Genomic DNA, 24,672 nt, shown 5'->3' with positions numbered 1-24,672 from the left:
GCTCTACCCCGCACCATCCCACAATCACACCCAACCACCTCGAAACCGGCGGTCACGCCCAACCATCCCGCAACCGGCTGGGCCACCCGATGAGTGGTGACCAGCAGCACCAAAAGAACAGCGGCCACGCATGGCGTGGCTCAACCGCTGTTGCCATGCACACCGACAGAGTATCGGGGCTGGCGTGGGTGGGTTGGCGGGACCGTTGGGCGCCATGGATGGCGCCCACGAGCCTCCAGGGAGGATTTACGGCGTGTCCCGCCAACCCACCCACGCCAGCCCCGATACTCTGTCGGTGTGCATGGCAACAGCGGTTGAGCCACGCCATGCGTGGCCGCTGTTCTTTTGGTGCTGCTGGTCACCACTCATCGGGTGGCCCAGCCGGTTGCGGGATGGTTGGGCGTGACCGCCGGTTTCGAGGTGGTTGGGTGTGATTGTGGGATGGTGCGGGGTAGAGCCGACCGTTGGTCGGCTGCCTTCGGCGCCGATCGATCAACGCTTACATCAACCGATACACGGGCTCGCGTGGCTGCTGTTCTTTCCGGCTCTACGTGTAGCCACCCATGGGGTGGCTCTACCGGTGGCGGGGTCGTTGGGTGTGACCGGCGGTTGCGGTGTGCTTGGGCGTGACCGCCGGTTGCGCGGTGGCTTGATGTGACCGCCGGTTGGGATGTCGTTGGGCGTGACCGTCGCGGTGGGGCGGTTGGGTGTGACGGCCGGCGGCGCGGTGGTTGGGGGTAGAGCCGACCGTTGGTCGGCTGCCCTCCGCGCAGACCAATCAGCGCTTGCTCAACCGGTGCACGGCCTCGACCAGCACGCCTACGTGTTCGGGGTTCATGTCCGGGGACATGCCGTGGCCCAGGTTGAATACGTGGCCTTCGCGGGAGCCGCCGTTGCCGTCGGCGTAGCTGTCGAGCACCCGAGCGGCGGCGCGTTCGATGGCCGCGGGGTTGCCGTACAGGGTGGCGGGGTCCAGGTTGCCTTGCAGGGCGACGCGGCCGCCGGTGCGGGCGAGCGCGTCGGACAGATCGAGGGTCCAGTCCACGCCGAGGGCGTCGGCGCCGGTGTCGGCCAGTGCGCCCAAATGCAGGCCGGTGCCCTTGCCGAACAGGATCAGCGGCGTGCGCTGGTCGCCCTGGCCGCGTTCGAGTTCCTGGGCGATGCGGGTGAGGTAGCGCAGCGAGAATTCACGGTACATGCCGGGGCTGAGCACGCCGCCCCAGGTGTCGAAGACCTGCAGCACCTGGGCGCCGGCGGCACGTTGGGCGGCGAGGTAGGCGATGACCGCGTCGGTGACCACCGAGAGCAGCTGGTGCAGGGCGGCCGGTTCGTTCAGGGCCATGGCCTTGATGCGGGCGAAGTCCTTGCTGCCGCCGCCTTCGACCATGTAGCAGGCCAGCGTCCACGGGCTGCCGGAGAAGCCGATCAGCGGCACCTTGCCGTCCAGCTCGCGGCGGATCACGCGCACTGCATCCATCACGTAGCGCAGCTCGGTTTCCATGTCCGGCACGGCCAGCTTGGCGATGGCGGCAGCGTCGCGCACGGGGTGGCGGAACTTGGGGCCTTCGCCGTCGACGAAGTACAGCTCCAGACCCATCGCATCGGGAATGGTGAGGATGTCGGAGAACAGGATCGCCGCGTCCAGGTCGAAACGACGCAGCGGCTGCAGGGTGACTTCGCAGGCGATGTCCGGGTTCTTGGCCATGGCCAGGAAGCTGCCGGCCTTGGCGCGGGTGGCGCGGTATTCGGGCAGGTAGCGGCCGGCCTGGCGCATCAGCCAGACGGGGGTGCAGTCCACCGGTTCGCGGCGCAGGGCGCGCAGCAGGCGATCGTGGCGGGAGGGGCTGGTCATGCAACGCTTCCTTGGAATCTGGTGGCGCAGGGCCGGGGTGATGGAGCGACGGGCTGCGGCGCTCAGCGCGGCGTGACGCCACTGGTGTAGGTGATCTGGTAGCCGCGCTGGAGCTGGGCATCGCGCGCCTTCTCGAACGCGCGGTGGGCCGGCTCAGCCTGCAGGAACAGCTCGCGGCGCAGCTGCGCGCGACCGCCGACCAGGCCCGATTCACGCAGCAGTTCCCAGCCGCCGAACAGATCCGGTTGCAGGGTCAGCTGGAGATAGCGCGCCGGTTCGGTGGCGCTGGGGTGTTGCTGCAGGAAGACACGCATGACCGCGATTGTAGCCGCGAACGCGGGGACGGGCCGTGCTGGCCCGCCGTGCCTGCGGCGAACGGTCGCAGGCTCAGCCGGTGGCCAGCACGGACAGGACGTCGGCTTCGTCGACGTCGGCCACCACTTCGGCGTGGCCGATGCCGCGCCACAGCACCAGGCGCAGCCGACCGGCGAGGTTCTTCTTGTCCAGGCGCATGCGTGCCAGCAGCGCGTCGGGCGCCAGACCGGCGGGAATTTCCACCGGCAGTTCGTAGCGCAGCAGCAGGTCGCGCAGCTGGTCGGTGTCGGCCTCGCTGCTCATGCCCAGCCGGGCGGACAGGCGAGCAGCGAGCACCATGCCTACCGCGACTGCTTCGCCATGGTTGAGGTTGTCGTTGCCGGGCGCGCCRTAGCCCTGTTCGGTTTCGATGGCATGGCCGAAGGTGTGGCCGAGGTTGAGCAGGGCGCGTTCGCCCTTTTCCAGTGGATCGCGGGCGACGATCTCGGCCTTGTGTTCGCAACTGCGCGCGATCGCCTGGGCCAACGCGGCGTCATCGCCGGCCAGCAGCGCGGCGTGTTCGGCCTGCAGCCAGCGGAAGAACAGCGGATCGCCGATGGCGCCGTACTTGATCACTTCGGCCAGCCCGGCGCGCAGTTCGCGCGGCGGCAGGGTGCGCAGGGCCGCAGTGTCGGCGATCACCGCGCGCGGCGGGTGGAACGCGCCGACCAGGTTTTTGCCTTCGGGAATGTCCACGGCGGTCTTGCCGCCGACCGAGGAATCGACCATCGCCAGCAACGAGGTCGGCAACTGCACGCAGTCCACTCCGCGCATCCAGCAGGCGGCGGCAAAGCCGGCCAGGTCGCCCGCCACGCCGCCACCGAGCGCCATGACGCAGGCATCGCGGGTGGCGCCGAGTGACGCCAGGGCGGTGATCGCCGCGCCGAAGTTGGCCAGGGTCTTGGAGGCTTCGCCGGCCGGCAGCACCATTTCGCCGATCAGCAGGTCCGGGCGTGCGTCGAGCAGGGCCGAATTCACCCCGGCCAGGTAGAGCGGCGCCACCGACGAATCGCTGAGCAGCAGCACATGGCGGCCGCGCACGTGCTGGGCGAGCAGCGCGCCCTGGCCCAGCAGGTTGGGGCCGATGTGGATGGTGTAGGGGGTGTCGCCGCCAACGGCGACGGTGCGGGGGGCGGGGGTCATGCGGGTGTTTCCTGTCGCTGCCATTGCGCGGCCAGGCGCAGTACCAGCTGCGCGGTGGCCTCGGCGGGGGTGTAAAGGTCGGTGTCCAGGGTGAGGTCGGCCAGCTCGCGGTAGAGCGGGTCGCGCAGCGCGGCCATCTCGTGCAGGACCTGTTCGCGGTCCGGACGCTGCAGCAGGGGACGGGTGCGGTCGCGCGCCAGCCGTTCCAGCTGGGCCGGCACGCTGACCCGCAGGTACACCACGAAGCCGTGCGCGGCGATGGTCTGGCGATTGCCGGCATCCAGCACCGCGCCACCGCCGGTGGAGACCAGCTGGTTGCGCCCGGCCAGCAGCGTCTGCAGCACCTGGCGTTCGTGCTGGCGGAAGCCGGCTTCGCCGGAGTGCTCGAAGATGGTCGCGATGCTGGCGCCGGCGGCATCGACGATGGCCTGGTCGGCGTCGACGAAGTCCAGCGTGAAGCGCTCGGCCAGGCGACGCCCGATGCAGGTTTTGCCGGCGCCCATCGGGCCGATCAGGATCAGGTTCGGGGCGGGATTCATTACCCGCGATCCTAACATCTCCGTGCCACGGCCTTTACGCGCAGGCCCCCATCGTGGGGAGCGCGGAATGTCCCGCGCGTTGCCGGAGCGTGCCCATGTCAGTGGCCAAAATCATCGAGATCAATGCCTCCTCCAAGACCAGCGTCGAGGACGCCGTGCGCAGTGGCCTGAAGAAGGTCTCCGAGACGGTCAAGGGTATCCAGGGCGCCTGGATCAATGAAACCAAGGTCGTGACCGATGGCGAGGGCAACATCACCGAGTGGCGGGTCAATCTGCGGGTGACCTTCCTGGTGGGCTGATCGGGCGCCGGGGTTCCCGCCCGGCGATCAGGCCGGGGACACGATGCGACGCTGCTCGTCCAGCGCGATGACCCGGTCGGCCAGAGCGGGCAGGGTGCGCAGTGCCTGCCGGCTGACCCGTTCGTAGTACTGCACGAAGCGTTCCAGCTGCGCGCGGCTCATGCTGCTGCGCTCGGGTTGGGCGGCCTGCATGCTCTGTTCCTGCTGCCAGCGCCAGCGCGGGATCACCGCAAAGTCCGGCGGCTGCAGGAACCACAGGCGGTCGCAGCGCTGCCACAGCGCGGGGTAGTCCGCGGCCAGGGCCTGGTTGCACCAGTGGCGCCAGCGTCCGTCCGGGTCCGCGTCGCGTTCCAGGGCGTTCAGCGGCGGCATCAGTTCGGCCTCGGTCTGGGCCGGCGTGCCGAGGAACCAGCCTTCGAAGACCAGCAGGTCCAGTGGGCCGTCCACGCGCGGCCACAGTGACCATGCGACGCGTTCGTCGGCCAGTTTGTCGAAGCGCGGCAGCACTACCGGCTGGCGCGCGGCGATGGCGTCGAAGGTGGCATGCGCCAGCGGCAGATCGTGGGTGCCCGGCGGCCCGCGAGTGAGCAGCAGCGGGTGCACCTCGCGGGCCAGGCGCTGGCGCTGGGCGCGGGTCAGGTAGACATCGTCGATGGAGAACATGGCCGCCCGCAGACCGCGGGCTTCCGCCAGGGCCACGACCTGCGCGGCCAGCGTCGATTTGCCGCTGCCCTGCAGGCCGCTGATCGCCAATACTGGGACCTCGACGCCGGCGCCCAGCGCGTCCTCCAGCGCCTGCGCGACCAGGGCTTGCGGAAAGCCTTTGTTGCTGGGCATGTACGCGGCGGCAGGCATGCGGTGACAATAAACCCAAATCAGGTGGCAAGAAACCAACCATGACCGATCTGTATACCCAAGCGCTGTCCACCTTCGCCGCGCTGTTCGAGGAAGCCAAGGGCAGCGCGGAAATCGAACCCAACGCGATGACCGTGGCGACCGCCGACAGCATTGGCCAGCCGTCGGCGCGCACCGTGCTGCTCAAGGCCTTCGACGCACGCGGCTTCGTGTTCTACACGCACCTGGACAGCCACAAGGGCCGCGAACTGCGTGCCAATCCGCATGCGGCACTGCTGTTCCTGTGGCGCAGCCTGCGCGAGGCCGGCATCCAGGTGCGCATCGAGGGGCGCGTGGAGCAGGTGGAGGATGCCGAAGCCGATACGTATTTCGCCTCGCGTCCGCGCATGAGCCAGATCGGTGCGTGGGCCTCGCTGCAGTCGCAAACGCTGTCCTCGCGCGAGGAATTCGACGCGCGCGTGGCCACCACGGAGGCCAGCTTCGAGGGTCGCGACGTGCCGCGCCCGGAGGGCTGGAGTGGACTGCGCGTGGTGCCGCAGCGGATCGAGTTCTGGTACGGCGCGCAGTTCCGCCTGCATGAGCGCTGGTGCTATGAAGCGGATGCGGACGGGCAGTGGAGCAAGCGGATGTTGTTCCCGTAAGGGCCGATCGCAACGCTACGCCGGCGCGAGCTGGCGCAGCCATCGCCACAGCGTGGTACGGGAGACCCCCAGTTGCTCGGCGACCTTTTCACGGTTGCCGCCGCAGGCGGTGAGCAGACGCTGCAGGGTGGCCGCGTCCGGCCGGGCCGTGCCGGGCGTGCCCCGGCTCGGCGCCGTGGGCGAGGGGGTTGAAGACGCCGCGCTGCCGTTCAGTTCGGGAAGCCACGCCAGCATCTGTGCCATCGACAGTTCACCGTGCCCCTGCTGCCAATGGATGCGCAGCCGGTCGATCATGTTGCGCAGTTCGCGCACGTTGCCCGGCCAGGGGTACTGGCCAAGCCGCTGCAGGGCATCGGGGGTGAGTGGGGTGTCCATCGCGCCGAGCAGCCGGAAGAAGTGCGCCACCAGCAGCGGCACATCCTCGCGCCGTTCGTGCAGGGACGGCAGTGCGATCCGCAGCGCGGCCAGCCGGTAATACAGATCGCGGCGGAAACGCTGCGCCTCCACCAGCGATTCCAGCGTCTGCAGGGTCGCGGCGATCACACGCACGTCCACCGGCGTGGGTTCGGTCGCGCCCACCCGCAGCACCTCGCGTTCTTCCAGCACGCGCAGCAGGCGGGTCTGCAGCGGCAGCGGCAATTCGCCGATTTCATCCAGGAACAGCGTGCCGCCATCGGCCGCCTCCACCAGGCCGACGCGGCCACCGCGGCGCGCGCCGGTGAAGGCGCCTTCGTTGTAGCCGAACAGTTCTGCTTCCAGCAGCGATTCGCTGATCGCCCCGCAGTTGAGCGCCACCAAGCGCCCGCGTCGGCCGCTGCCGGCGTGCAGCTGGCGGGCGACCAGCTCCTTGCCGGTGCCGGTTGCACCGGTTACCAGCACGGTACTGTCGTGCGGGGCGTACAGCGCGATGCGCTCGCGCACCTGCCGCATGGGAGCGCTGTCGCCGAGCAGGGCGTGGTCGCTGTGCGGGCGCTTGATGGGACCGCGTCGGCGCGGCGCGCTGGCGCCGGAACGGGCCAGGGTCTGGGTCAGCTCCAATGCGTGTTCGAAGGCCTGGCGCACCGAATCGGCCGAGTACAGCAAGACGCCGGGCAGGCCGACCTGTTCGGCGTAGTCGATGGCCATGCCGGTGCCGACGATCACTTCGATGCCGTTGGCGCGCAGGTCGGCGATGCAGTCGCGGGCATCCTCGCGGGTGACGAAGCGACGGTGTTCGATATCCAGCCCGAAGCTGTGCTGGAAGCTGCCGAAGGTAGGTACGTCGGTGGCATGGGTCACCAGCCCGATCCGCGGGGCGATCCGGCGCGCGCGCGCCAGCGCTTCCATCAGGTCGAAGCCGTTGGCCTGGATCGGTACCAGCGGCACCTCCAGCCGGCTGCGCAGGTAGGCCGCGTTCGAGCCGCCGGCGATCACCACTTCGCAGTGCTCGCGACGCAGGCGCTGGCCGATGACATCCACGGCCTCCTCGAAACCGAGGTTGATCGGCACGATGCGCGCGCGGCGGTCGAACTCGGGGATCACATCACCGAGAAGGCCGGTCAGGCGCGACACACTTACTGTCCAGATCACCGGCAGGGCGCCGGGGTCGGGATCGGGCAGGCGCGAACGGTGGCGGGGCAGGCTGATCGACATGGGGGATGTTTCAATGTTTCAGTTCCAGCCATGTTACATCTGTTTCAATGCTGCGGAATGAAACATGTCTCCCCGGGGCCGGTCTCAACGAAATCAGACACTTGTCACTTGGCACGGCCCTTGCGCCTGTCCAAGGGTCAACCACGATGGAATGCCGAATGAGCACCCCTGTTTCCTCCGCTGGCGCGCGCTTCCGCGCCGCACTGGCTGCCGAATCGCCGTTGCAGGTGATCGGCGCGATCAACGCCAACCATGCCCTGCTGGCCAAACGCGCCGGCTATCGCGCGATCTACCTGTCCGGTGGCGGCGTCGCGGCCGGCTCGCTGGGCCTGCCGGACCTGGGCATCAACACCCTGGAAGACGTGCTGATCGACGTGCGCCGCATCACCGATGTTTGCGACCTGCCGCTGATGGTGGACATCGACACCGGCTTTGGCCCCAGCGCATTCAATATCGCGCGTACGGTGAAGTCGCTGATCAAGGCCGGCGCGGCCGCCTGCCACATCGAAGACCAGGTCGGCGCCAAGCGCTGCGGTCATCGCCCGGGCAAGGAGATCGTGTCGCAGGGCGAGATGGTGGACCGGGTCAAGGCCGCCGCCGATGCGAAGACCGATCCGGACTTCTTCCTGATCGCGCGCACCGATGCCATCCAGGTCGATGGCGTGGACGCGGCCATCGAACGCGCCATCGCCTGCGTGGAGGCCGGTGCCGACGGCATCTTCGCCGAGGCCGCCTATGACCTGGACACCTACCGCCGCTTCGTCGATGCGGTGAAGGTGCCGGTGCTGGCCAACATCACCGAGTTCGGTGCCACCCCGCTGTTCAGCCGCGATGAACTGGCCTCGGCCGGCGTGGCCATCCAGCTGTTCCCGCTGTCCGCATTCCGCGCCGCCAACAAGTCGGCCGAGAACGTGTATGAGACCATCCGCCGCGAGGGCCACCAGCGTAATGTGGTGGAGGCGATGCAGACGCGCGAAGAGCTGTACGACCGTATCGGTTACCACGCTTTCGAGCAGCAGCTCGATGCGTTGTTTGCCGCCAAGAAGTAAGACCGCACACTGTTTTCTGGAGGGATCATGAGCGACACCACTACCGCCCCCGGCTTCAAGCCGAAGAAATCCGTCGCCCTGTCGGGCACCGCCGCCGGCAACACCGCGCTGTGCACCGTCGGCCGCAGCGGCAACGACCTGCATTACCGCGGGTATGACATCGCCGATCTGGCCAACACCAGCGAGTTCGAGGAAATCGCGCATCTGCTGGTCCACGGCAAGCTGCCGACCCGTGCTGAGCTGGTTGCCTACAAGACCAAGCTGAAGTCGCTGCGTGGCATCCCGGCCGCGGTCAAGGCCGCGCTGGAAGAACTGCCGCCGTCGGCGCACCCGATGGATGTGATGCGCACCGGCGTGTCCGTGCTCGGCTGCGTGTCGCCGGAGAAGGACGACCACAACCATCCGGGCGCGCGCGACATCGCCGACAAGCTGATGGCCTGCCTGGGCTCGATGCTGCTGTACTGGTACCACTGGAGCCACAACGGCCGTGCGATCGACGTGGAGACCGACGATGACTCCATCGGTGGCCATTTCCTGCATCTGCTGCACGGTGAGAAGCCGCAGGATTCGTGGGTCAAGGCGATGCACTCCTCGTTGATCCTGTACGCCGAACACGAGTTCAACGCGTCGACCTTCGCCTGCCGCGTCATCGCCGGGACCGGCAGCGACATGTACAGCGCGATCACCGGCGGCATCGGTGCCCTGCGCGGTCCCAAGCACGGCGGTGCCAATGAAGTGGCCTTCGAAGTGCAGAAGCGCTACGACAGCCCGGACGATGCCGAGGCCGACATCAAGGCCCGTGTGGAGCGCAAGGAAGTCGTGATCGGTTTCGGCCACCCGGTCTACACCGTCAGCGATCCGCGCAACAACATCATCAAGGAAGTCGCGCGCGATCTGTCCGCCGAACAGCAGAACGTCAAGATGTACGACATTGCCGAGCGTCTGGAGTCGGTGATGTGGGACATCAAGAAGATGTTCCCGAACCTGGATTGGTTCAGCGCGGTCAGCTACCACATGATGGGCGTGCCGACGGCGATGTTCACCCCGCTGTTCGTGATCGCGCGCACCTCCGGTTGGAGCGCGCACATCATCGAGCAGCGCATCGACGGCAAGATCATCCGCCCGAGCGCGAACTACACCGGCCCGGAAGACCAGGCCTTCGTGCCGATCGACCAGCGCAAGTAAGACAGACGTACCGCACCCGTTCGCGGGTGCTTTGCGGACCAGGCCGGCGGGATGCCGGTCTGCTCCGTTGCGGCGTCGCTACTCCTTCTTCGCCGGTGTCACGACGCCCCGGCCCGCCAACAAGCAGCTATCGCCAGCCATGAATACTCAGTACCGCAAGAACCTCCCCGGCACCGCGCTGGACTATTTCGATACCCGTGCCGCCGTCGACGCGCTGCAGCCCGGTGCCTATGCCACGCTGCCGTACACCTCGCGCGTGCTGGCCGAAAACCTGGTGCGCCGCTGCGACCCGGCCACGCTGGAGCCCTCGCTGCGGCAGCTGATCGAGCGCCGCCAGGACCTGGATTTTCCGTGGTTCCCCGCACGCGTGGTGTGCCACGACATCCTCGGCCAGACCGCGCTGGTGGACCTTGCCGGCCTGCGCGATGCGATTGCCGATGCCGGTGGCGACCCGGCCCAGATCAATCCGGTGGTACCCACCCAGCTGATCGTCGATCACTCGCTGGCGGTGGAATTCCCCGGCTTTGACAAAGCCGCGTTCGAAAAGAACCGCGCCGTCGAAGACCGCCGCAATGAAGACCGTTTCCATTTCATCAACTGGACCAAGAAGGCGTTCAAGAACGTCGACGTGATTCCGCCGGGCAACGGGATCATGCACCAGATCAATCTGGAGAAGATGTCGCCGGTCGTGCAGGTGCGCGATGGCGTGGCCTTCCCGGATACCTGCGTGGGCACCGACAGCCACACCCCGCACGTGGACGCGTTGGGCGTGATCGCCATCGGCGTGGGCGGGCTGGAAGCGGAGAGCGTGATGCTCGGCCGCGCGTCCTGGATGCGCCTGCCCGACATCATCGGCGTGGAGCTGACCGGCCGCCCGCAGCCGGGCATCACCTGCACCGACGTGGTGCTGGCACTGACCGAATTCCTGCGCAAGGAGCGCGTGGTCGGTGCGTGGATCGAGTTCTACGGGGAGGGCGCCAACGCGCTGACCATCGGTGACCGCGCCACCATCTCCAACATGACGCCGGAGTTCGGCGCGACCGCGGCGATGTTCTACATCGACCAGCAGACCCTGGACTACCTGCGGCTGACCGGCCGCGAAGATGCCCAGGTCGCCCTGGTGGAAACCTACGCCAAGGCCACCGGCCTCTGGGCTGACGATCTGGTCACCGCGCAGTACGAGCGCGTGCTGCAGTTCGACCTCTCCACCGTGGTGCGCAACATGGCCGGCCCGTCCAACCCGCACAAGCGTGTGGCGACCACCGACCTGGCTGCGCGCGGCATCGCCGATGAAGGCAAGCTGGCCTCGGGCAAGCAGGAACAGGCCGATGGCCTGATGCCCGATGGCGCGGTGATCATCGCCGCGATCACCAGCTGCACCAACACCAGCAATCCGCGCAACGTGATTTCTGCCGCATTGCTGGCCCGCAACGCCAACCGCGCCGGCCTGACCCGCAAGCCGTGGGTGAAGAGCTCGCTGGCGCCCGGCTCCAAGGCGGTGCAGCTGTATCTGGAAGAGGCCGGCCTGCTGACCGAACTGGAGCAGATGGGCTTTGGCATCGTCGCCTTTGCCTGCACCACCTGCAACGGCATGAGTGGCGCGTTGGACCCGAAGATCCAGCAGGAAGTGATCGACCGCGACCTGTATGCCACCGCCGTGCTCTCGGGCAACCGCAACTTCGACGGCCGCATCCACCCGTATGCCAAGCAGGCCTTCCTGGCTTCGCCGCCGCTGGTGGTCGCCTATGCCATTGCCGGTACGGTGCGCTTCGATATCGAGAAGGACGCGCTCGGCCATGACGCCGACGGCAACCCGATCACGCTGAAGGACCTGTGGCCGAGCGATGCCGAGATCGACGCGGTGGTCAAGGCCAGCGTCAAGCCCGAGCAATTCCGCAAGGTCTACGACCCGATGTTCACCTTCAAGGTGGAACATGGCGCACCGATCAGCCCGCTGTACGACTGGCGCCCGCAGAGCACCTACATCCGCCGCCCGCCGTACTGGGAAGGCGCGCTGGCCGGTGCGCGCAGCCTGACCGGCATGCGCCCGCTGGCGGTGCTCGGCGACAACATCACTACCGATCACCTGTCACCGTCGAACGCGATCATGGCCAGCAGCGCGGCCGGTGAGTACCTGGCGAAGATGGGCCTGCCCGAGGAAGACTTCAATTCCTACGCGACCCACCGTGGCGATCACCTCACCGCGCAGCGTGCCACCTTCGCCAACCCGAAGCTGATCAATGAAATGGCCGTGATCGACGGCCAGGTCACGCAGGGCTCGCTGGCGCGCGTGGAGCCGGAGGGCCAGGTCACCCGCATGTGGGAAGCCATCGAAACCTACATGTCGCGCAAGCAGCCGCTGATCATCATCGCCGGTGCCGACTACGGCCAGGGCAGCTCGCGCGACTGGGCCGCCAAGGGCGTGCGGCTGGCCGGCGTGGAGGCGATCGCGGCCGAAGGCTTCGAGCGCATCCACCGTACCAACCTGATCGGCATGGGCGTGCTGCCGCTGGAGTTCAAGGAAGGCGTCAACCGCAGGACACTGGGCATCGATGGCACCGAAACCTTCGACGTGCTCGGCGATCGCGTGCCGCGCGCCGAGCTGACCCTGGTCATCCACCGCCGCGACGGTGAACAGCTGCGGGTGCCGGTCACCTGCCGGCTGGATACCGCCGAGGAGGTGTCGATCTACGAGGCTGGCGGCGTGCTGCAGCGGTTCGCCCAGGACTTCCTGGAATCGGCGCAGGTCGCCTGATTCCACCCGCATCACCACGGCCCTGCACCGGGCCGTCTTTCCATCAGGACTTCGATATGGCGTTTCTCCCCCAGCTCCGCATTCCCGCCACCTACATGCGCGGTGGTACCAGCAAGGGTGTGTTCTTCACGCTGACCGACCTGCCTGCCGCTGCGCAGGTGCCAGGCCCGGCCCGCGATGCCCTGCTGATGCGCGTGATCGGTTCGCCCGATCCCTACGGCAAGCACACCGACGGCATGGGCGGGGCGACGTCGAGCACCAGCAAGTGCGTGATCATCGCCGCCGCATCGGTGCCGGATCATGACGTGGACTATCTGTACGGCCAGGTCGCGATCGAGACCGCGCTCGTCGACTGGAGCGGCAACTGCGGCAACCTCAGTACGGCCGTCGGCCCGTTCGCGATCAGTAACGGCTTCATCGATCCGGCGCGCATCCCGCACAACGGCACCTGCACGGTGCGGATCTGGCAGGCCAACATCGGCAAGACCATTCTGGCGCACGTGCCGATCGTCGATGGGCAGGTGCAGGAAACCGGCGATTTCGAGCTGGATGGTGTGACCTTCCCGGCGGCGGAGATCCAACTGGAGTTCCTGGATCCCTCCGACGATGGCGACGGCGGGGCAATGTTCCCCACCGGCAACCTCGTCGACACCCTGGACGTGCCCGGCGTGGGCAGCTTCCCGGTGACGATGATCACCGCCGGCATTCCGACCCTCTTCCTCAACGCCGCCGACCTGGGCTACACCGGCACCGAGCTGCAGCCGGCGATCAACGAAGACAGCGCGGCGCTGGCCCGCTTCGAAGCGATCCGCGCGCACGGTGCGGTGCGCATGGGCCTGATCGACAGCATCGACCAGGCCGCCACCCGCCAGCACACGCCCAAGGTGGCGTTCGTGGCGCCGGCACAGGATTACCTGTCCTCCAGCGGCAAGCGCATCGCCGCCGGCGACATCGACCTGCACGCGCGCGCGCTGTCCATGGGCAAGCTGCATCACGCGATGATGGGCACCGCGGCGGTGGCCATCGGCACCGCTGCGGCGATCCCCGGCACGCTGGTCAACCTGGCCGCGGGCGGTGGCGCGCGTGAGGCGGTGACCTTCGGGCATCCCTCCGGCACGCTGCGGGTGGGCGCGCAGGCCGCGTTCGTTGACGGGCAGTGGACGGTCACCAAGGCCATCATGAGCCGCAGTGCACGCGTCTTGATGGAAGGCGCAGTGCGGGTCCCCGCCGACACGGTGTAGGTTCAACAGGAGATCGCGATGTCCGGTCACGACAGCAACGCCACCCAACGCCCGCCGTGGGATACGGTGATGACCGACATCGTCGATTACGTGCGTGACTTCCGGGTGGCGTCGCCGCTGGCGTATACCACCGCACGCCACTGCCTGATCGACACCCTGGGCTGTGGCCTGGCCGCGCTGGCGTTCCCGGCCTGCAGCAAGCTGCTCGGGCCGCTGGTCCCTGGCATGCGCGTGATCAATGGCGCGCGGGTACCCGGGACGCGCTTCGAGCTGGACCCGGTGCAGGGCGCCTTCAACATCGGCGCGATGGTGCGCTGGCTGGATTTCAACGACACCTGGCTTGCCGCCGAGTGGGGCCATCCGTCCGATAATCTCGGCGGCATCCTGGCCACGGCCGACTGGCTCAGCCGCAATGCCGAGGCCTTGCGCCGGCCGCCACTGACCATGCGCGACGTGCTTGCGGCGATGGTCAAGGCGCACGAGATCCAGGGGTGCCTCGCCTTGGAAAACGCGTTCAACCGCGTCGGCCTGGACCATGTGGTGCTGGTCAAGGTGGCCTCCACTGCCGTGGTGTCGCACCTGCTGGGGCTGGACCGCGAGCGCATGCTCAACGCGCTGTCGCTGGCCTGGGTGGATGGCCAGTCGCTGCGCACCTACCGTCATGCGCCCAACACCGGATCCCGCAAAAGCTGGGCCGCCGGCGATGCCACCAGCCGCGCRGTGCGGCTGTCGCTGATGGCTGCGGCCGGTGAAATGGGCTACCCCAGCGCGCTGACCGCGCCGACCTGGGGCTTCTACGATGTGTCCTTCGGCGGTCAGGCGTTCCGCTTCCAGCGCGCGTATGGCAGCTACGTAATGGAGAACGTGCTGTTCAAGATCAGCTACCCGGCCGAGTTCCACGGGCAGACCGCGGTGGAAGCGGCGATGCAGCTGAACGCGCGGATGCGCGCGGCCGGCAAACGCAGCGAGGACATCGCGCAGATCACCCTGCGCACCCAGCAGGCATGCCTGCGCATCATCGACAAACCCGGCCCGTTGCATAATCCGGCCGATCGCGACCACTGCGTGCAGTACATGGTCGCCATCGCGTTGATCTTCGGCCGGCTGGTCGCCGAAGACTACGAGGACGATGTCGCCGCCGACCCGCGTATCGACCCGCTGCGCGCCAGGATCACCTGCGTGGAGGAGCCGCGCTACACCGCCGACTACCTCGACCCGGACAAGCGCAGCATTGCCAACGCGCTGGAGGTGGTGTTCAACGACGGCAGCCGCCTGGACGCTGAAGTGGAGTACCCGCTGGGCCACGCCCGCCGCCGTGCCGAAGGCATCCCGTTGCTGGAGGACAAGTTCCGCGCCCACTTGGCCGCCACCTTCCCGACCCAGCAGCAGCGCCGCATCCTGGATGCCTCGCTGGACCCGGTGGTGCTGGAGGCCATGCCGGTGCATGAGTATGTGGACCTCTACGTGGCCGGGTAGAGCCGAGCCATGCTCGGCTGCGCTTGCCGGCGGACTGGCCGTACGCCGCACATCGCCTCCTGCCCGCGTTTAAACCGCGGGGAAACCGCATCGATCGGCAGGAGAACGGCTTCGGACCGGTTTGCCGCGCTGGCGCGCGGTTGCCGAGCATGGCTCGGCACTACCGTTGCACGTCGGGTTGCTGGGGCAACGGCGCCACGCTCGTCTGCCCGTCGCGGACAGGTACCGGGTAGAGCCGAGCCATGCTCGGCTGCTCTCGCCGGCTGCTCTCGCCGGCGGATTTGCCGGCGGACTGGCGCACGCCGGACATCGCCTCCTGCCCGCGTTTCAACCTCGGGGAAACCGCATCGGTCGGCAGGAGAACGGCTTCGGACCGGTTTGCCGCGCTGGCGCGCGGTTGCCGAGCATGGCTCGGCACTACCGTTGCACGTCGGGTTGCTGGGGCAACGGCGCCACGCTCGTCTGCCCGTCGCGGACAGGTACCGGGTAGAGCCGAGCCATGCTCGGCTGCTCTCGCCGGCGGACTGGGCGACGGACTTGCCGGCGGACTGGCCGTACGCCGCACATCGCCTCCTGCCCGCGTTTAAACCGCGGGAAAGCCGCATCGGTCGTCTGGACAAAGGCTTCGGACCGGTTTGCCGCGCTGGCGCGCGGGTGCCGAGCATGGCTCGGCACTACCGTTGCGCGTCGGGTTGCCCGGCAACGGCGCCATCCTCGTCTGCCGTCGCGGACAGGTACCGGGTAGAGCCGAGCCATGCTCGGCTGCTCTCGCCGGCTGCTCTCGCCGGCTGCTCTCGCCAGCGGATTTGCCGGCGGACTGGCGTACGCCGGACATGCGTCTCCTGCCCGCGTTTAAACCTCGGGGAAAACCGCATCGGTCGTCTGGACAAAGGCTTCGGACCGGTTTGACGCGCTGGCGCGCGGTTGCCGAGCATGGCTCGGCACTACCGTTGCGCGTTGGGTTGCCCGGGCAATGGCGCCATCCTCGTCTGCCCGTCGCGGGAAGGTACCCGGTAGAGCCGAGCCATGCTCGGCTGCTCTCGCCGGCGGACTGGCGTACGCCGGACATGCGCCTCCTGCCCGCGTTTAAACCTCCGGGAAGTCGCATCGGTCGGCTGGAGAACGGCTTCGGACCGGTGTTCCGCGCTGGCGCGCGGTTGCCGAGCATGGCTCGGCACTACCGTTGCGCGTCGGGTTGCCCTGGCAACGGCGCCATCCTCGTCCGCCCGTCGCGGGCAGGTACCGGGTAGAGCCGAGCCATGCTCGGCTGCGCCTGCCGGCGGACTGGGCGACGGACTTGCCGGCGGACTGGCCGTACGCCGCACATCGCCTGCTGCCCGCGTTTAAACCGCGGGGAAACCGCATCGATCGGCAGGAGAACGGCTTCGGACCGGTTTTCCGCGCTGGCGCGCGGTTGCCGAGCATGGCTCGGCACTACCGCGCGTCGGGATTGTCGTTGCGCGTCGGGATTGTCGTCGTGCGGGTAAGGGCGCCGCCGCCGTTCGGGGGGACCGGCCCTTATACTGGCCGCCTTGTTCAAGGAGCGACGTCATGGCTAGCCGCAGTCGGATCGGGCAGTGGAGCTGGAAGGGAATCGCGGGGCTGGCGCTGGTCGCCGGCCTGGCCATCGGTATCGGGGGCTGCAAGCGCAACGACAGCGGCCAGCTGCCGACACCGTCCGGCGCGCCGATCACGGCCAAGGCCGACAAGATCAGCGAGTTCACCCTGGTGCGGGCCTATCCCGACCAGAAGGGCGACGGCGTCTCGCTGGCGCTGGAGTTCTCGCGGCCGCTGGTGGGCACCCAGGACTTCGACAAACTGGTCCGCTTCGCCGAAAAGGTGGGCACCGAGGACAGCAGCTGGACGCTCTCCGATGACGGCCTGACGCTGCGCTACCCGTTCGTGGAAGCGGCCAAGGAATACAACCTGATCGTGTCGGCCGACCTGCTCGCCGCCGACGGCAGCCGGATCGGCAAGGAACTGCGCCAGAAGGTATTCAGCGGGGAGCTCAAGCCGGTTGCCGGCTTTGCCTCGCAGGGCAGCGTGCTGCCGGCCAAGGACAGCCGCGGCCTGCCGGTGGTGTCGGTGAACGTGCAGGAAGTGGACGTGGAGTTCCTGCGCGTGCGCGAGAAGGAGCTGCCCAGCTTCTTCAGCCAGTACCAGCGCGGCGGGCGTCGCGGCAGCTGGGAACTGGACAGCGAGTACGGCGAAAAGACCCCGATGTCCAAGCTCGCCGAGCCGGTGTACGTCAACCGCTTCGTGCTCGGTGGCAAGCAGAACGAGCGCGTACTGACCTACCTGCCTACCCAAGACATCAAGGAGCTGCAGGCGCCGGGCCTGTACTTTGCGGTGATGAAGCGCAGCGGCTCGTTCGACAGCGAGTTCGACACCGCCTTCTTCACCGTCAGCGACATCGGCCTGCACACCCGCGCCTACAAGGACAAGCTGTTCGTACACACCGCCTCGCTGCAGAGTGGCGCGGCGCTGAAGAAGATCGACCTGCGCATCCTGGATGGCAAGGGCGAGGTGGTGCTCAAGGGCAGCACCGACGGCAATGGCAATGCGCTGCTCAACTACACCCTGGATGCCAGCCACGTGCTGATCGCCAGCAGCGGCGCGGATACCTCGATGCTGCCGTTCAACCAGCCGGCGCTGGACCTGAGCGAGTTCGCCGTGGCCGGTCGCGACAACGCCTGGTTCGACGTGTTTGCCTGGTCCGGGCGTGACCTGTACCGCCCGGGCGAGACCGTCCGCATTTCCGCCCTCCTGCGCGACAACGACGGCAAGCCGGTCAAGCCGCAGCCGGTGTTCCTGCGGCTGAAACAGCCCGACGGCAAGACCTTCCGCGAGACCCGTCTGCAACCGGGCGACCAAGGCTACCTGAGCTTCGAACAGCTGATCCCGGCCGAAGCGCCGACCGGCCGCTGGCAGGTGGAATTCCGCACCAATCCGGCCAGCAAGGAAGCCATCCAGGGCATGACCCTGCGCATCGAGGAGTTCCTGCCCGAGCGCATGAAGCTGGACCTGGACAGCGCGCAGAAGACCCTCAAGCCGGGCGAACCGCTCAAGCTGATGGCCGATGCGGCCTACCTGTATGGCGCGCCGGCCGACGGCAACCGCTTCACCGCGCGCCTGGCCGTGGCCGCAGAGCAGTCGCCGGTGGAAGCGCTGCCGGGCTATTTCTTCGGCGACCCCACGATGGAACTGCCGCGCGAAGCGCGCGACATCATCGACACCGAATTCCCCGCCGACGGCAAGCTGCGCCAGGACGTGGCCCTGCCCGACGAGGTCAAGCCGACCGCGCCGATCGCGGTGGTGGTGTCCGGCAGCGTGTACGAGACCGGTGGACGTACCGTCACCCGCACCCTCAAGCGGGTGATGTGGCCGGCGCCGGCACTGGTGGGCGTGCGCCCGCTGTTCAACCCCGATGACGGTGCCGATGCCAACAGCAACGCCCGCTTCGAACTGATGCGGGTGGACGCGGCCGGCAAGCCGCAGCCGGCCAAGGGCCTCAAAGTCACGCTGGTGCGCGAACTGCGCGATTACCACTGGACCTTCAACGACAACCGCTGGGACTACGATTTCACCCGCCGTTTCGAGAACAAGGAGACCCGCACCGTCGATGCCGGCAGTGCGGCCGCCGCGATCGATTTCCCGGTGGAATGGGGCGAGTACCGCCTGGACGTTTTCGACCCGGGCACCGGGTTGACCAGCCGCTATCCGTTCCGCGCCGGCTGGAGCTGGAACGATGACAACCGCGGCCTGGATGCGCGTCCGGACAAGGTCAAGCTGGGCCTGGACAAGACCGGCTACAAGGCCGGCGACAAGGTCCGCGTCACCGTCACCCCGCCGCATGCCGGCAAGGGGATCCTGATGGTGGAAAGCGACAAGATGCTGTACGTGCAGGAGATCGACGCCAAGCCGGGCAGCACCTTCGACATCCCGGTCACCGCCGAGTGGGAACGCCACGATGTCTACATCACCGCGTTGGTGTTCCGCGGTGGCAGCGCGCCGAGCAAGATCACCCCGGCCCGCGCGGTCGGCGTGGTGCACGTGCCGATGGACCGCAAGGCGCGGCAGATCGCGGTCGGCTTGTCCGCACCCAAGCAGATGCGCCCCGAGCAGACCCTGCCGGTGGCGGTGAGTGCGCCGCAGCTGGCGGGCAAGGTCGCGCATGTGACCGTCTCGGCGGTGGACGTGGGCATCCTCAACATCACCCGCTTCCCGGTGCCCGATGCGGCCGGCCACTTCTTCGCGCAGCGACGGCTGGGCGTGGATGCCTACGACATCTACAGCCGGGTGATCGAAAGCTTCGACGGCAGCAGCGGCAAGCTCAAGTTCGGTGGCGACATGGCGCTGGCGGCGATGCCGCAGGCCAAGCGTCCGACCGCGCGGGTGCAGACCGTGGACCTGTTCTCCGGCCCGGTGAAGCTCGATGCCAAGGGCATCGCGCGGATTGCGCTGAAGGTGCCGGACTTCAACGGCACGCTGCGCATCTCCGCGCTGGTGTATTCCGATGACCAGTACGGCAAGCGCGACATGGAGACCATCGTGCGCGCGCCGATCCTGGCCGAAGCCAGCATGCCGCGGGTGATGGCGCCGGGCGATCGCAGCACGGTCACCCTGGACGTGCAGAACTTCACCGGCAAGCCGGGCGAGTTCAAGGTGCAGGTCGATGGCATCGGTCCGCTCACCCTGGGCGAACCCAGCCGCACGCTGCAGCTCAAGGCCGACGCCAAGACCACGCTGAGCTTCCCGCTGACCGCGCGCGAGGGCTACACCGTGGCCAAGGTGCGGGTGCGGGTGGACGGCAACGGCTTCAAGGTGGACCGCCGCTATGACCTGCCGGTGCGTGCGGCCTGGCCGCAGGTGCTGCGCGCGCAGACCCGCACGCTGGATCCGCTGGCGGCGGTGGAGATGGGCACCGGCCTGGCCGATGGCCTGATGGACGACTCGGTGACCGCGCGCATGCTGGTCAGCGCGCTGCCGCCGATTCCCTTCGCCAGCGCGCTCAACGGCGCGTTGAAGTACCCCTACGGCTGCGCCGAGCAGACCACCAGCAAGGGCTATGCCGCGCTGATGCTGGACGAGGCGACCTCGGCGATGCTCGGTGCCGACGGGCTGGATGCCAAGGCCCGGCGCGAACGCATGGAAGGCGCGTTCGGCCGGCTGGCCTCGATGCAGGTGGCCAACGGCAACTTCTCGATGTGGGGCGACGACGGCTACGTCAATCCGTGGCTGACCCCGTACATCGCCGAGTTCCTGCTCGACGCCAAGGACGCCGGTTTCGCGGTGCCCGACAACGTGCTGCAGAAGGCGCTCAACCGCCTGAGCGAAGACCTGCTGTCCGGCGGCAACCAGTTCTACGGCGAAGACCGTCGCGAGAACCTCAAGTTCGCCAACCAGGCTTATTCCGGCTACGTGCTGGCACGGGTCAACCGCGCGCCGCTGGGCACGCTGCGCGCGCTGTACGACAACGAGCGCAGCAAGGCGCTGACCGGGCTGCCGCTGGTGCACCTGGGCATCGCGCTGTCGCTGCAGGGCGACCACAAGCGTGGTGATGCGGCCATCGCCGCCGGCTTTGCCAAGCCCGGCAGCGAGCGTCCGCAGTACTTCGGCGACTACGGCAGCGAGGTGCGCGATGACGCCTTGATGATCGCGCTGCTGCACGAGCGCAAGCTGTCCAAGCCGGCCTATGACGCGCGTGCGGTCGATCTTGGCCGTGCGCTGGATGCGCGGCGCAACAGTGGCTGGATGTGGCTGAGCACGCAGGAGCAGGTCGCCATCGCGCGCCTGGGCAAGGCGTTGGCGGCCAACCAGAAGAAGCTGGTGTCCGGCGAGCTGGCCGTGGGCGGTCAGGTGGAAGCGATCACCGCGCGGCGCATGTTCGGCCGCAGTTTCGACTACGCCGCACTGGCCAAGGGCGTGCATTTCACCCCGCAGGGCGAACCGCCGATGTTCGCCAGCCTGGAAGTGGCCGGCATCCCGCGTACCGCGCCGGAGCCGGACAGCCGCAGCCTTGGCGTGGAGCGCACCTGGTACACCACCGATGGCAAGCCGTGGACGCCACGTGCGCTGAAGGAAGGCGAGGCGCTGATCGTGCGGGTCAGCATCACCCCGAACCTGGACATGCCCGATGCGCTGCTGACCGACCTGCTGCCGGCCGGCCTGGAGATCGAAAACTTCAACCTGGGCGATGCCAAGCAGTGGGCCGACGTGGTGGTGGACGGGCTCAACGTCAACGACCGCGGCGATGCGGCCACGCTGCGCCATGAGGAGTTCCGCGACGACCGCTACGTGGCCGCGCTGAAGCTGTCCAAGGGCAGCACCGCCAAGGTGTTCTACCTGGTACGCGCGGTCACCCCGGGCACCTACACGGTGCCGCCGCCGCTGGTGGAGGACATGTACCGTCCCGACCTGCGTGGGGTGGGCCGCAGCAACCCGACCACGATGACCGTGGTCCAGCCCTGAGCCGGGTGCGGGCCATCGCTGAGGCGATGGCCCGCGTAGTCCTGTCGTCCAACCGATGAAACCCATCCTTTCCAGGCGTCTGACCACCACGGCGCGGCACTGGCTGTGGCCGGCGTTGCGCTGGGGCACCGCGTTGCTGCTGGCGCTGGTGCTGGTGCTGGACCTGGCCTTCCCGCCGCCCCTGCCGAAAGCGCGCGACACCAGCACGCTGGTGGTGGCCCGCGACGGCACGCCGCTGCGCGCGTTCGCCGATGCCGACGGCGTCTGGCGCTATCCGGCCTCGGCCGACAGCGTCTCGCCGTTGTATCTGCAGGCCCTGCTCAACTATGAGGACCGCTGGTTCTGGCGCCACCCGGGCATCAACCCGTGGGGGCTGCTGCGCGCCGGCAAGCAGTGGCTGCTGCAGGGGCGGATCGTGTCCGGTGGCTCCACGCTGACCATGCAGGTCGCGCGCATCCTCGATCCGCATTCGCGCACGCCGTGGGGCAAGGCCAAGCAGATGCTGCGCGCGGTGCAGCTGGAAGTGCACCTGAGCAAGGCGCAGATCCTGGCGCTGTACCTGGAACGGGCACCCTACGGGGGCACCATCGAAGGGGTCGAGGCCGCCAGCTGGGCCTATCTGGGCAAGCCGGCGGCGCGGTTGTCGCAGGCCGAGGCGGCGTTGTTGGCGGTGCTGCCGCAGGCGCCCAGCCGGTTGCGCCCGGACCGGCACCCCGAGGCCGCGCGACGCGCCCGCGACAAGGTGCTGGAGCGCATGGTCGCGCTGGGCGTGTGGAGCCGCGAGGAGGTGGACGATGCGCGCATCGAGCCGGTGGTCACCCGCGCGCTGCAGCCGCCGCTGCACGCCGCCTTGCTGGCGCAGCGGCTGCGCTCGGCACAGCCGCGTGCGGCGCGCATCGAAAGCACGCTGGACATCGGGCTGCAGCGCACGCTGGAAGAGCGCGTGTCCTCGTACTTCTCGCAGTTGCCCGAACGCACGTCCGCCGCGTTGCTGGTGATCGACAACCGCACGCTGGAGGCACGCGCGTACGTGGGGTCGGTGGCCTTCGGCGACAAGCAGCGGCTGGGCCACGTGGACATGGTGCAGGCCTGGCGCTCGCCGGGCTCCACGCTCAAACCCTTCCTGTATGGCATGGCGCTGGATGACGGGCTGATCCATTCGGAAAGCCTGATGGTGGACGCCCCGCAGGCGTTCGGCGGTTACCGCCCCGGCAACTTCGATTCGGCCTTCAACGGGCCGGTGAGTTCGGCCACGGCGCTGCGGCTGTCGCTCAATGTTCCGGCGGTGGATCTGCTCGACCGGGTCGGCTCGGCAAGGTTTGCCGCGCGGCTGTCGCACGCCGGCATCAACCTGCGCTTCCCGCATGGCAGCGCGCCGAACCTGTCGCTGATCCTGGGCGGCACCGGCGCGCGGCTGGAGGATCTGGTCGGCGCGTTCGCCGCGTTCAACCGCCACGGCATCGCCGGACGGGTGCGCTATACCGCCGACGATCCAGTGATCGAACGCCGCCTGATGTCGCCCGGTGCGGCGTGGATCACCCGCGAGGTGCTCGAGTCCAATCCGCGCCCGGGGTATGGCAGCGGCACCTTCGATGTCACCGGGCGCCCACGGGTGGCCTGGAAGACCGGCACCAGTTACGGTTACCGCGACGCGTGGGCCATCGGCAGCACCCGTCACTACACCGTGGGGGTGTGGGTGGGGCGGCCGGATGGCACGCCGCTGCCGGGCCAGTACGGCGCGGTCACCGCGTTGCCGCTGATGTTTGAAGTGGTGGACAGCCTGCCGCGCCAGGCCGGGGACGCGAGTGGCGCCCCGATGCCACCGAACGTGACCCGTGAAGCGATCTGCTGGCCGACCGGTGAACTCGCCGAACGCACCGAAGACGCGTTGTGCCAGCGTCGCCTGGATGCCTTCGTGCTTGATGGGGTGGTGCCACCGACCTTCGCCGAACGCGACGCGCGCCTGTGGCAGCCGGGGCGCCAGCGCTTCAGTGTGGATGCGCGCAGCGGGCTGCGGGTGTCCCCGGACTGCCGGCTGCCGCACGAGACCGAAACGCGCGAGATCGCCCGCTGGCCGGCGTTGCTGTCGCCGTGGCTGCCGTTGGCGCAACGGCGCGCGGCGCAGCTGCCGGCGCTGTCGCCGGACTGCAGCGAGGATGGCCGTGAGAGTGGCGGCAGCCTGCATATCGAAGGCCTCAACGACCGCGCCACGCTGGCGCGCGCGCCAAACGCCGAACACGGCGTGCGCCTCCAGCTGCGTGCGCTGGGCAATGACAACAGCGTGGACTGGCTGCTCGATGGGCGCTGGATCGCACGCACCGAGGGCGCGCGCCTGTTCCAGCGCGATTTCGACGAAGTGGGCGAGCATACCCTCACCGCGCTGGCGTCCGATGGTGCCTGGACGCAGGTGCGCTTCCGGATACTGCGGTGATGCGCGTGCTGCTGGACGCGGGGCGGTCGTGCCGGCCGGTGGCCGGCCCGTCGCACTGCGGAGCCGGCTCGCGATCTGGGTGGGCTGCGAGCCGGCCAGCGGCCGGCACTACCGTTCCTCGATGGCCGGGGTTGTACAGGCGGTGTTATTCCCCGATCCAGCCATCCAGCAGGTCGGCGAACTCGTCGGCGTGTTCTTCTTCCTGGGCAAGAATTTCTTCAAGGATGCGCTTGGTGGTGGTGTCCTTGTCGCCGACGAAATTGATCATTTCGCGATAGCTGTCGATGGCGATGCGCTCGGCGATCAGGTTCTCGCGGACCATGTCGCGCAGGTTCTTGCCTTCCTTGTACTCGGCGTGCGAACGCCTGGTCAGCGTGTCCGGGTTGAGGTCGGGCTCGCCGCCCAGTTGCACGATGCGTTCGGCCAGCTTGCCGGCGTGCGCCTGTTCCTGCTGGGCGTGTTCGAGGAACTCGGCCTTGATCGAATCGGCGAGCATGCCCTTGGCCGTGAAGTAATGGCGGTAGTAGCGCAGCACGCATACGTACTCGGTGGCGAGCGCGTCGTTGAGCAGCTTGATCACCGCCTTGCGGTCGGCGCTGTAGCTGTCGGTGATGGCGCCGTCTTCGATGTCCTTGCGTGCCTTGGCGCGCAGCGTGGCGGTATCGCTGATGCCCGGCGGGCGCGAGGGATCGGCGCGTTGGGCGGCGGCGGGGGTGGGTTTCTGCTTGGCTGGCTTTGACATGGCTGGC

General features: G+C 68.3%; 16 protein-coding genes. 9 read left to right on the top strand and 7 right to left on the bottom strand.

Annotation, left to right across the window (positions count from 1 at the left end; genetic code table 11):
* Positions 1–778: 778 nt before the first annotated feature.
* The 4 genes from hemE to AC1DR7_RS13830 form a co-directional block, all read right to left on the bottom strand.
* Entirely contained in the window at positions 779–1,852 is a 1,074-nt protein-coding gene (gene hemE / locus AC1DR7_RS13845) for a uroporphyrinogen decarboxylase (protein ID WP_457321288.1), read from the bottom strand.
* Between the two features lie 62 nt (positions 1,853–1,914).
* Positions 1,915–2,166, bottom strand: a complete 252-nt coding sequence (locus AC1DR7_RS13840; RefSeq protein WP_256775802.1) for a WGR domain-containing protein — start codon at positions 2,164–2,166, stop codon at positions 1,915–1,917.
* Positions 2,167–2,239: 73 nt separating this feature from the next.
* Positions 2,240–3,349 (bottom strand): 3-dehydroquinate synthase, encoded by a 1,110-nt coding sequence (aroB, locus tag AC1DR7_RS13835; protein ID WP_478052259.1) that lies wholly within the window; start codon positions 3,347–3,349, stop codon positions 2,240–2,242.
* The gene (locus tag AC1DR7_RS13830; protein ID WP_478052260.1) at positions 3,346–3,888 is read right to left on the bottom strand and encodes a shikimate kinase; all 543 of its coding nucleotides are present in this window, start codon (positions 3,886–3,888) and stop codon (positions 3,346–3,348) included. The genes aroB and AC1DR7_RS13830 overlap by 4 nt, the downstream gene beginning before the upstream one ends.
* Before the next feature lie 95 nt (positions 3,889–3,983).
* Between AC1DR7_RS13830 and AC1DR7_RS13825 the strand changes: the two genes are divergently transcribed.
* Positions 3,984–4,187: a dodecin family protein gene (locus AC1DR7_RS13825; protein ID WP_121038908.1), complete on the top strand. Its 204-nt coding sequence runs from the start codon at positions 3,984–3,986 to the stop codon at positions 4,185–4,187.
* Between the two features lie 27 nt (positions 4,188–4,214).
* Here AC1DR7_RS13825 and AC1DR7_RS13820 read toward each other — a convergent pair whose 3' ends face one another.
* The gene (locus tag AC1DR7_RS13820; protein ID WP_457321387.1) at positions 4,215–5,042 is read right to left on the bottom strand and encodes a kinase; all 828 of its coding nucleotides are present in this window, start codon (positions 5,040–5,042) and stop codon (positions 4,215–4,217) included.
* A gap of 41 nt (positions 5,043–5,083) precedes the next feature.
* Between AC1DR7_RS13820 and pdxH the strand changes: the two genes are divergently transcribed.
* Positions 5,084–5,683 (top strand): pyridoxamine 5'-phosphate oxidase, encoded by a 600-nt coding sequence (gene pdxH, locus AC1DR7_RS13815; protein ID WP_457321389.1) that lies wholly within the window; start codon positions 5,084–5,086, stop codon positions 5,681–5,683.
* Between the two features lie 15 nt (positions 5,684–5,698).
* On the opposite strand, the gene prpR is transcribed toward pdxH, so the two are convergent.
* Entirely contained in the window at positions 5,699–7,315 is a 1,617-nt protein-coding gene (gene prpR / locus AC1DR7_RS13810; protein ID WP_478051383.1) for a propionate catabolism operon regulatory protein PrpR, read from the bottom strand.
* A gap of 158 nt (positions 7,316–7,473) precedes the next feature.
* Here prpR and prpB point away from each other — a divergent pair, with 158 nt between their 5' ends.
* From prpB to pbpC, 7 genes are all read left to right on the top strand, one after another.
* Complete coding sequence (gene prpB, locus AC1DR7_RS13805; RefSeq protein ID WP_457321206.1) at positions 7,474–8,364, top strand: methylisocitrate lyase; 891 nt, start codon at positions 7,474–7,476, stop codon at positions 8,362–8,364.
* A gap of 27 nt (positions 8,365–8,391) precedes the next feature.
* Complete coding sequence (gene prpC / locus AC1DR7_RS13800) at positions 8,392–9,549, top strand: bifunctional 2-methylcitrate synthase/citrate synthase (protein WP_478051382.1); 1,158 nt, start codon at positions 8,392–8,394, stop codon at positions 9,547–9,549.
* A gap of 139 nt (positions 9,550–9,688) precedes the next feature.
* A complete protein-coding gene (acnD, locus tag AC1DR7_RS13795) occupies positions 9,689–12,304 on the top strand; it encodes a Fe/S-dependent 2-methylisocitrate dehydratase AcnD (protein WP_478054476.1) in 2,616 nt (871 codons plus the stop codon).
* A 56-nt stretch (positions 12,305–12,360) separates the two neighbouring features.
* Complete coding sequence (gene prpF / locus AC1DR7_RS13790; RefSeq protein ID WP_478052985.1) at positions 12,361–13,545, top strand: 2-methylaconitate cis-trans isomerase PrpF; 1,185 nt, start codon at positions 12,361–12,363, stop codon at positions 13,543–13,545.
* An 18-nt stretch (positions 13,546–13,563) separates the two neighbouring features.
* The gene (locus tag AC1DR7_RS13785) at positions 13,564–15,021 is read left to right on the top strand and encodes a bifunctional 2-methylcitrate dehydratase/aconitate hydratase (protein ID WP_457319423.1); all 1,458 of its coding nucleotides are present in this window, start codon (positions 13,564–13,566) and stop codon (positions 15,019–15,021) included.
* A gap of 1,551 nt (positions 15,022–16,572) precedes the next feature.
* A complete protein-coding gene (locus tag AC1DR7_RS13780; RefSeq protein ID WP_457319422.1) occupies positions 16,573–21,492 on the top strand; it encodes an alpha-2-macroglobulin family protein in 4,920 nt (1,639 codons plus the stop codon).
* Positions 21,493–21,547: 55 nt separating this feature from the next.
* Positions 21,548–23,923, top strand: a complete 2,376-nt coding sequence (gene pbpC / locus AC1DR7_RS13775; protein ID WP_256775792.1) for a penicillin-binding protein 1C — start codon at positions 21,548–21,550, stop codon at positions 23,921–23,923.
* A 145-nt stretch (positions 23,924–24,068) separates the two neighbouring features.
* Here pbpC and AC1DR7_RS13770 read toward each other — a convergent pair whose 3' ends face one another.
* Complete coding sequence (locus AC1DR7_RS13770) at positions 24,069–24,665, bottom strand: ferritin-like domain-containing protein (protein WP_457320407.1); 597 nt, start codon at positions 24,663–24,665, stop codon at positions 24,069–24,071.
* Positions 24,666–24,672: the final 7 nt, after the last annotated feature.

The sequence above is a fragment of the Stenotrophomonas sp. P5_A9 genome (assembly GCF_056400525.1).
This window is presented reverse-complemented; position numbering and strand designations above follow the sequence as displayed.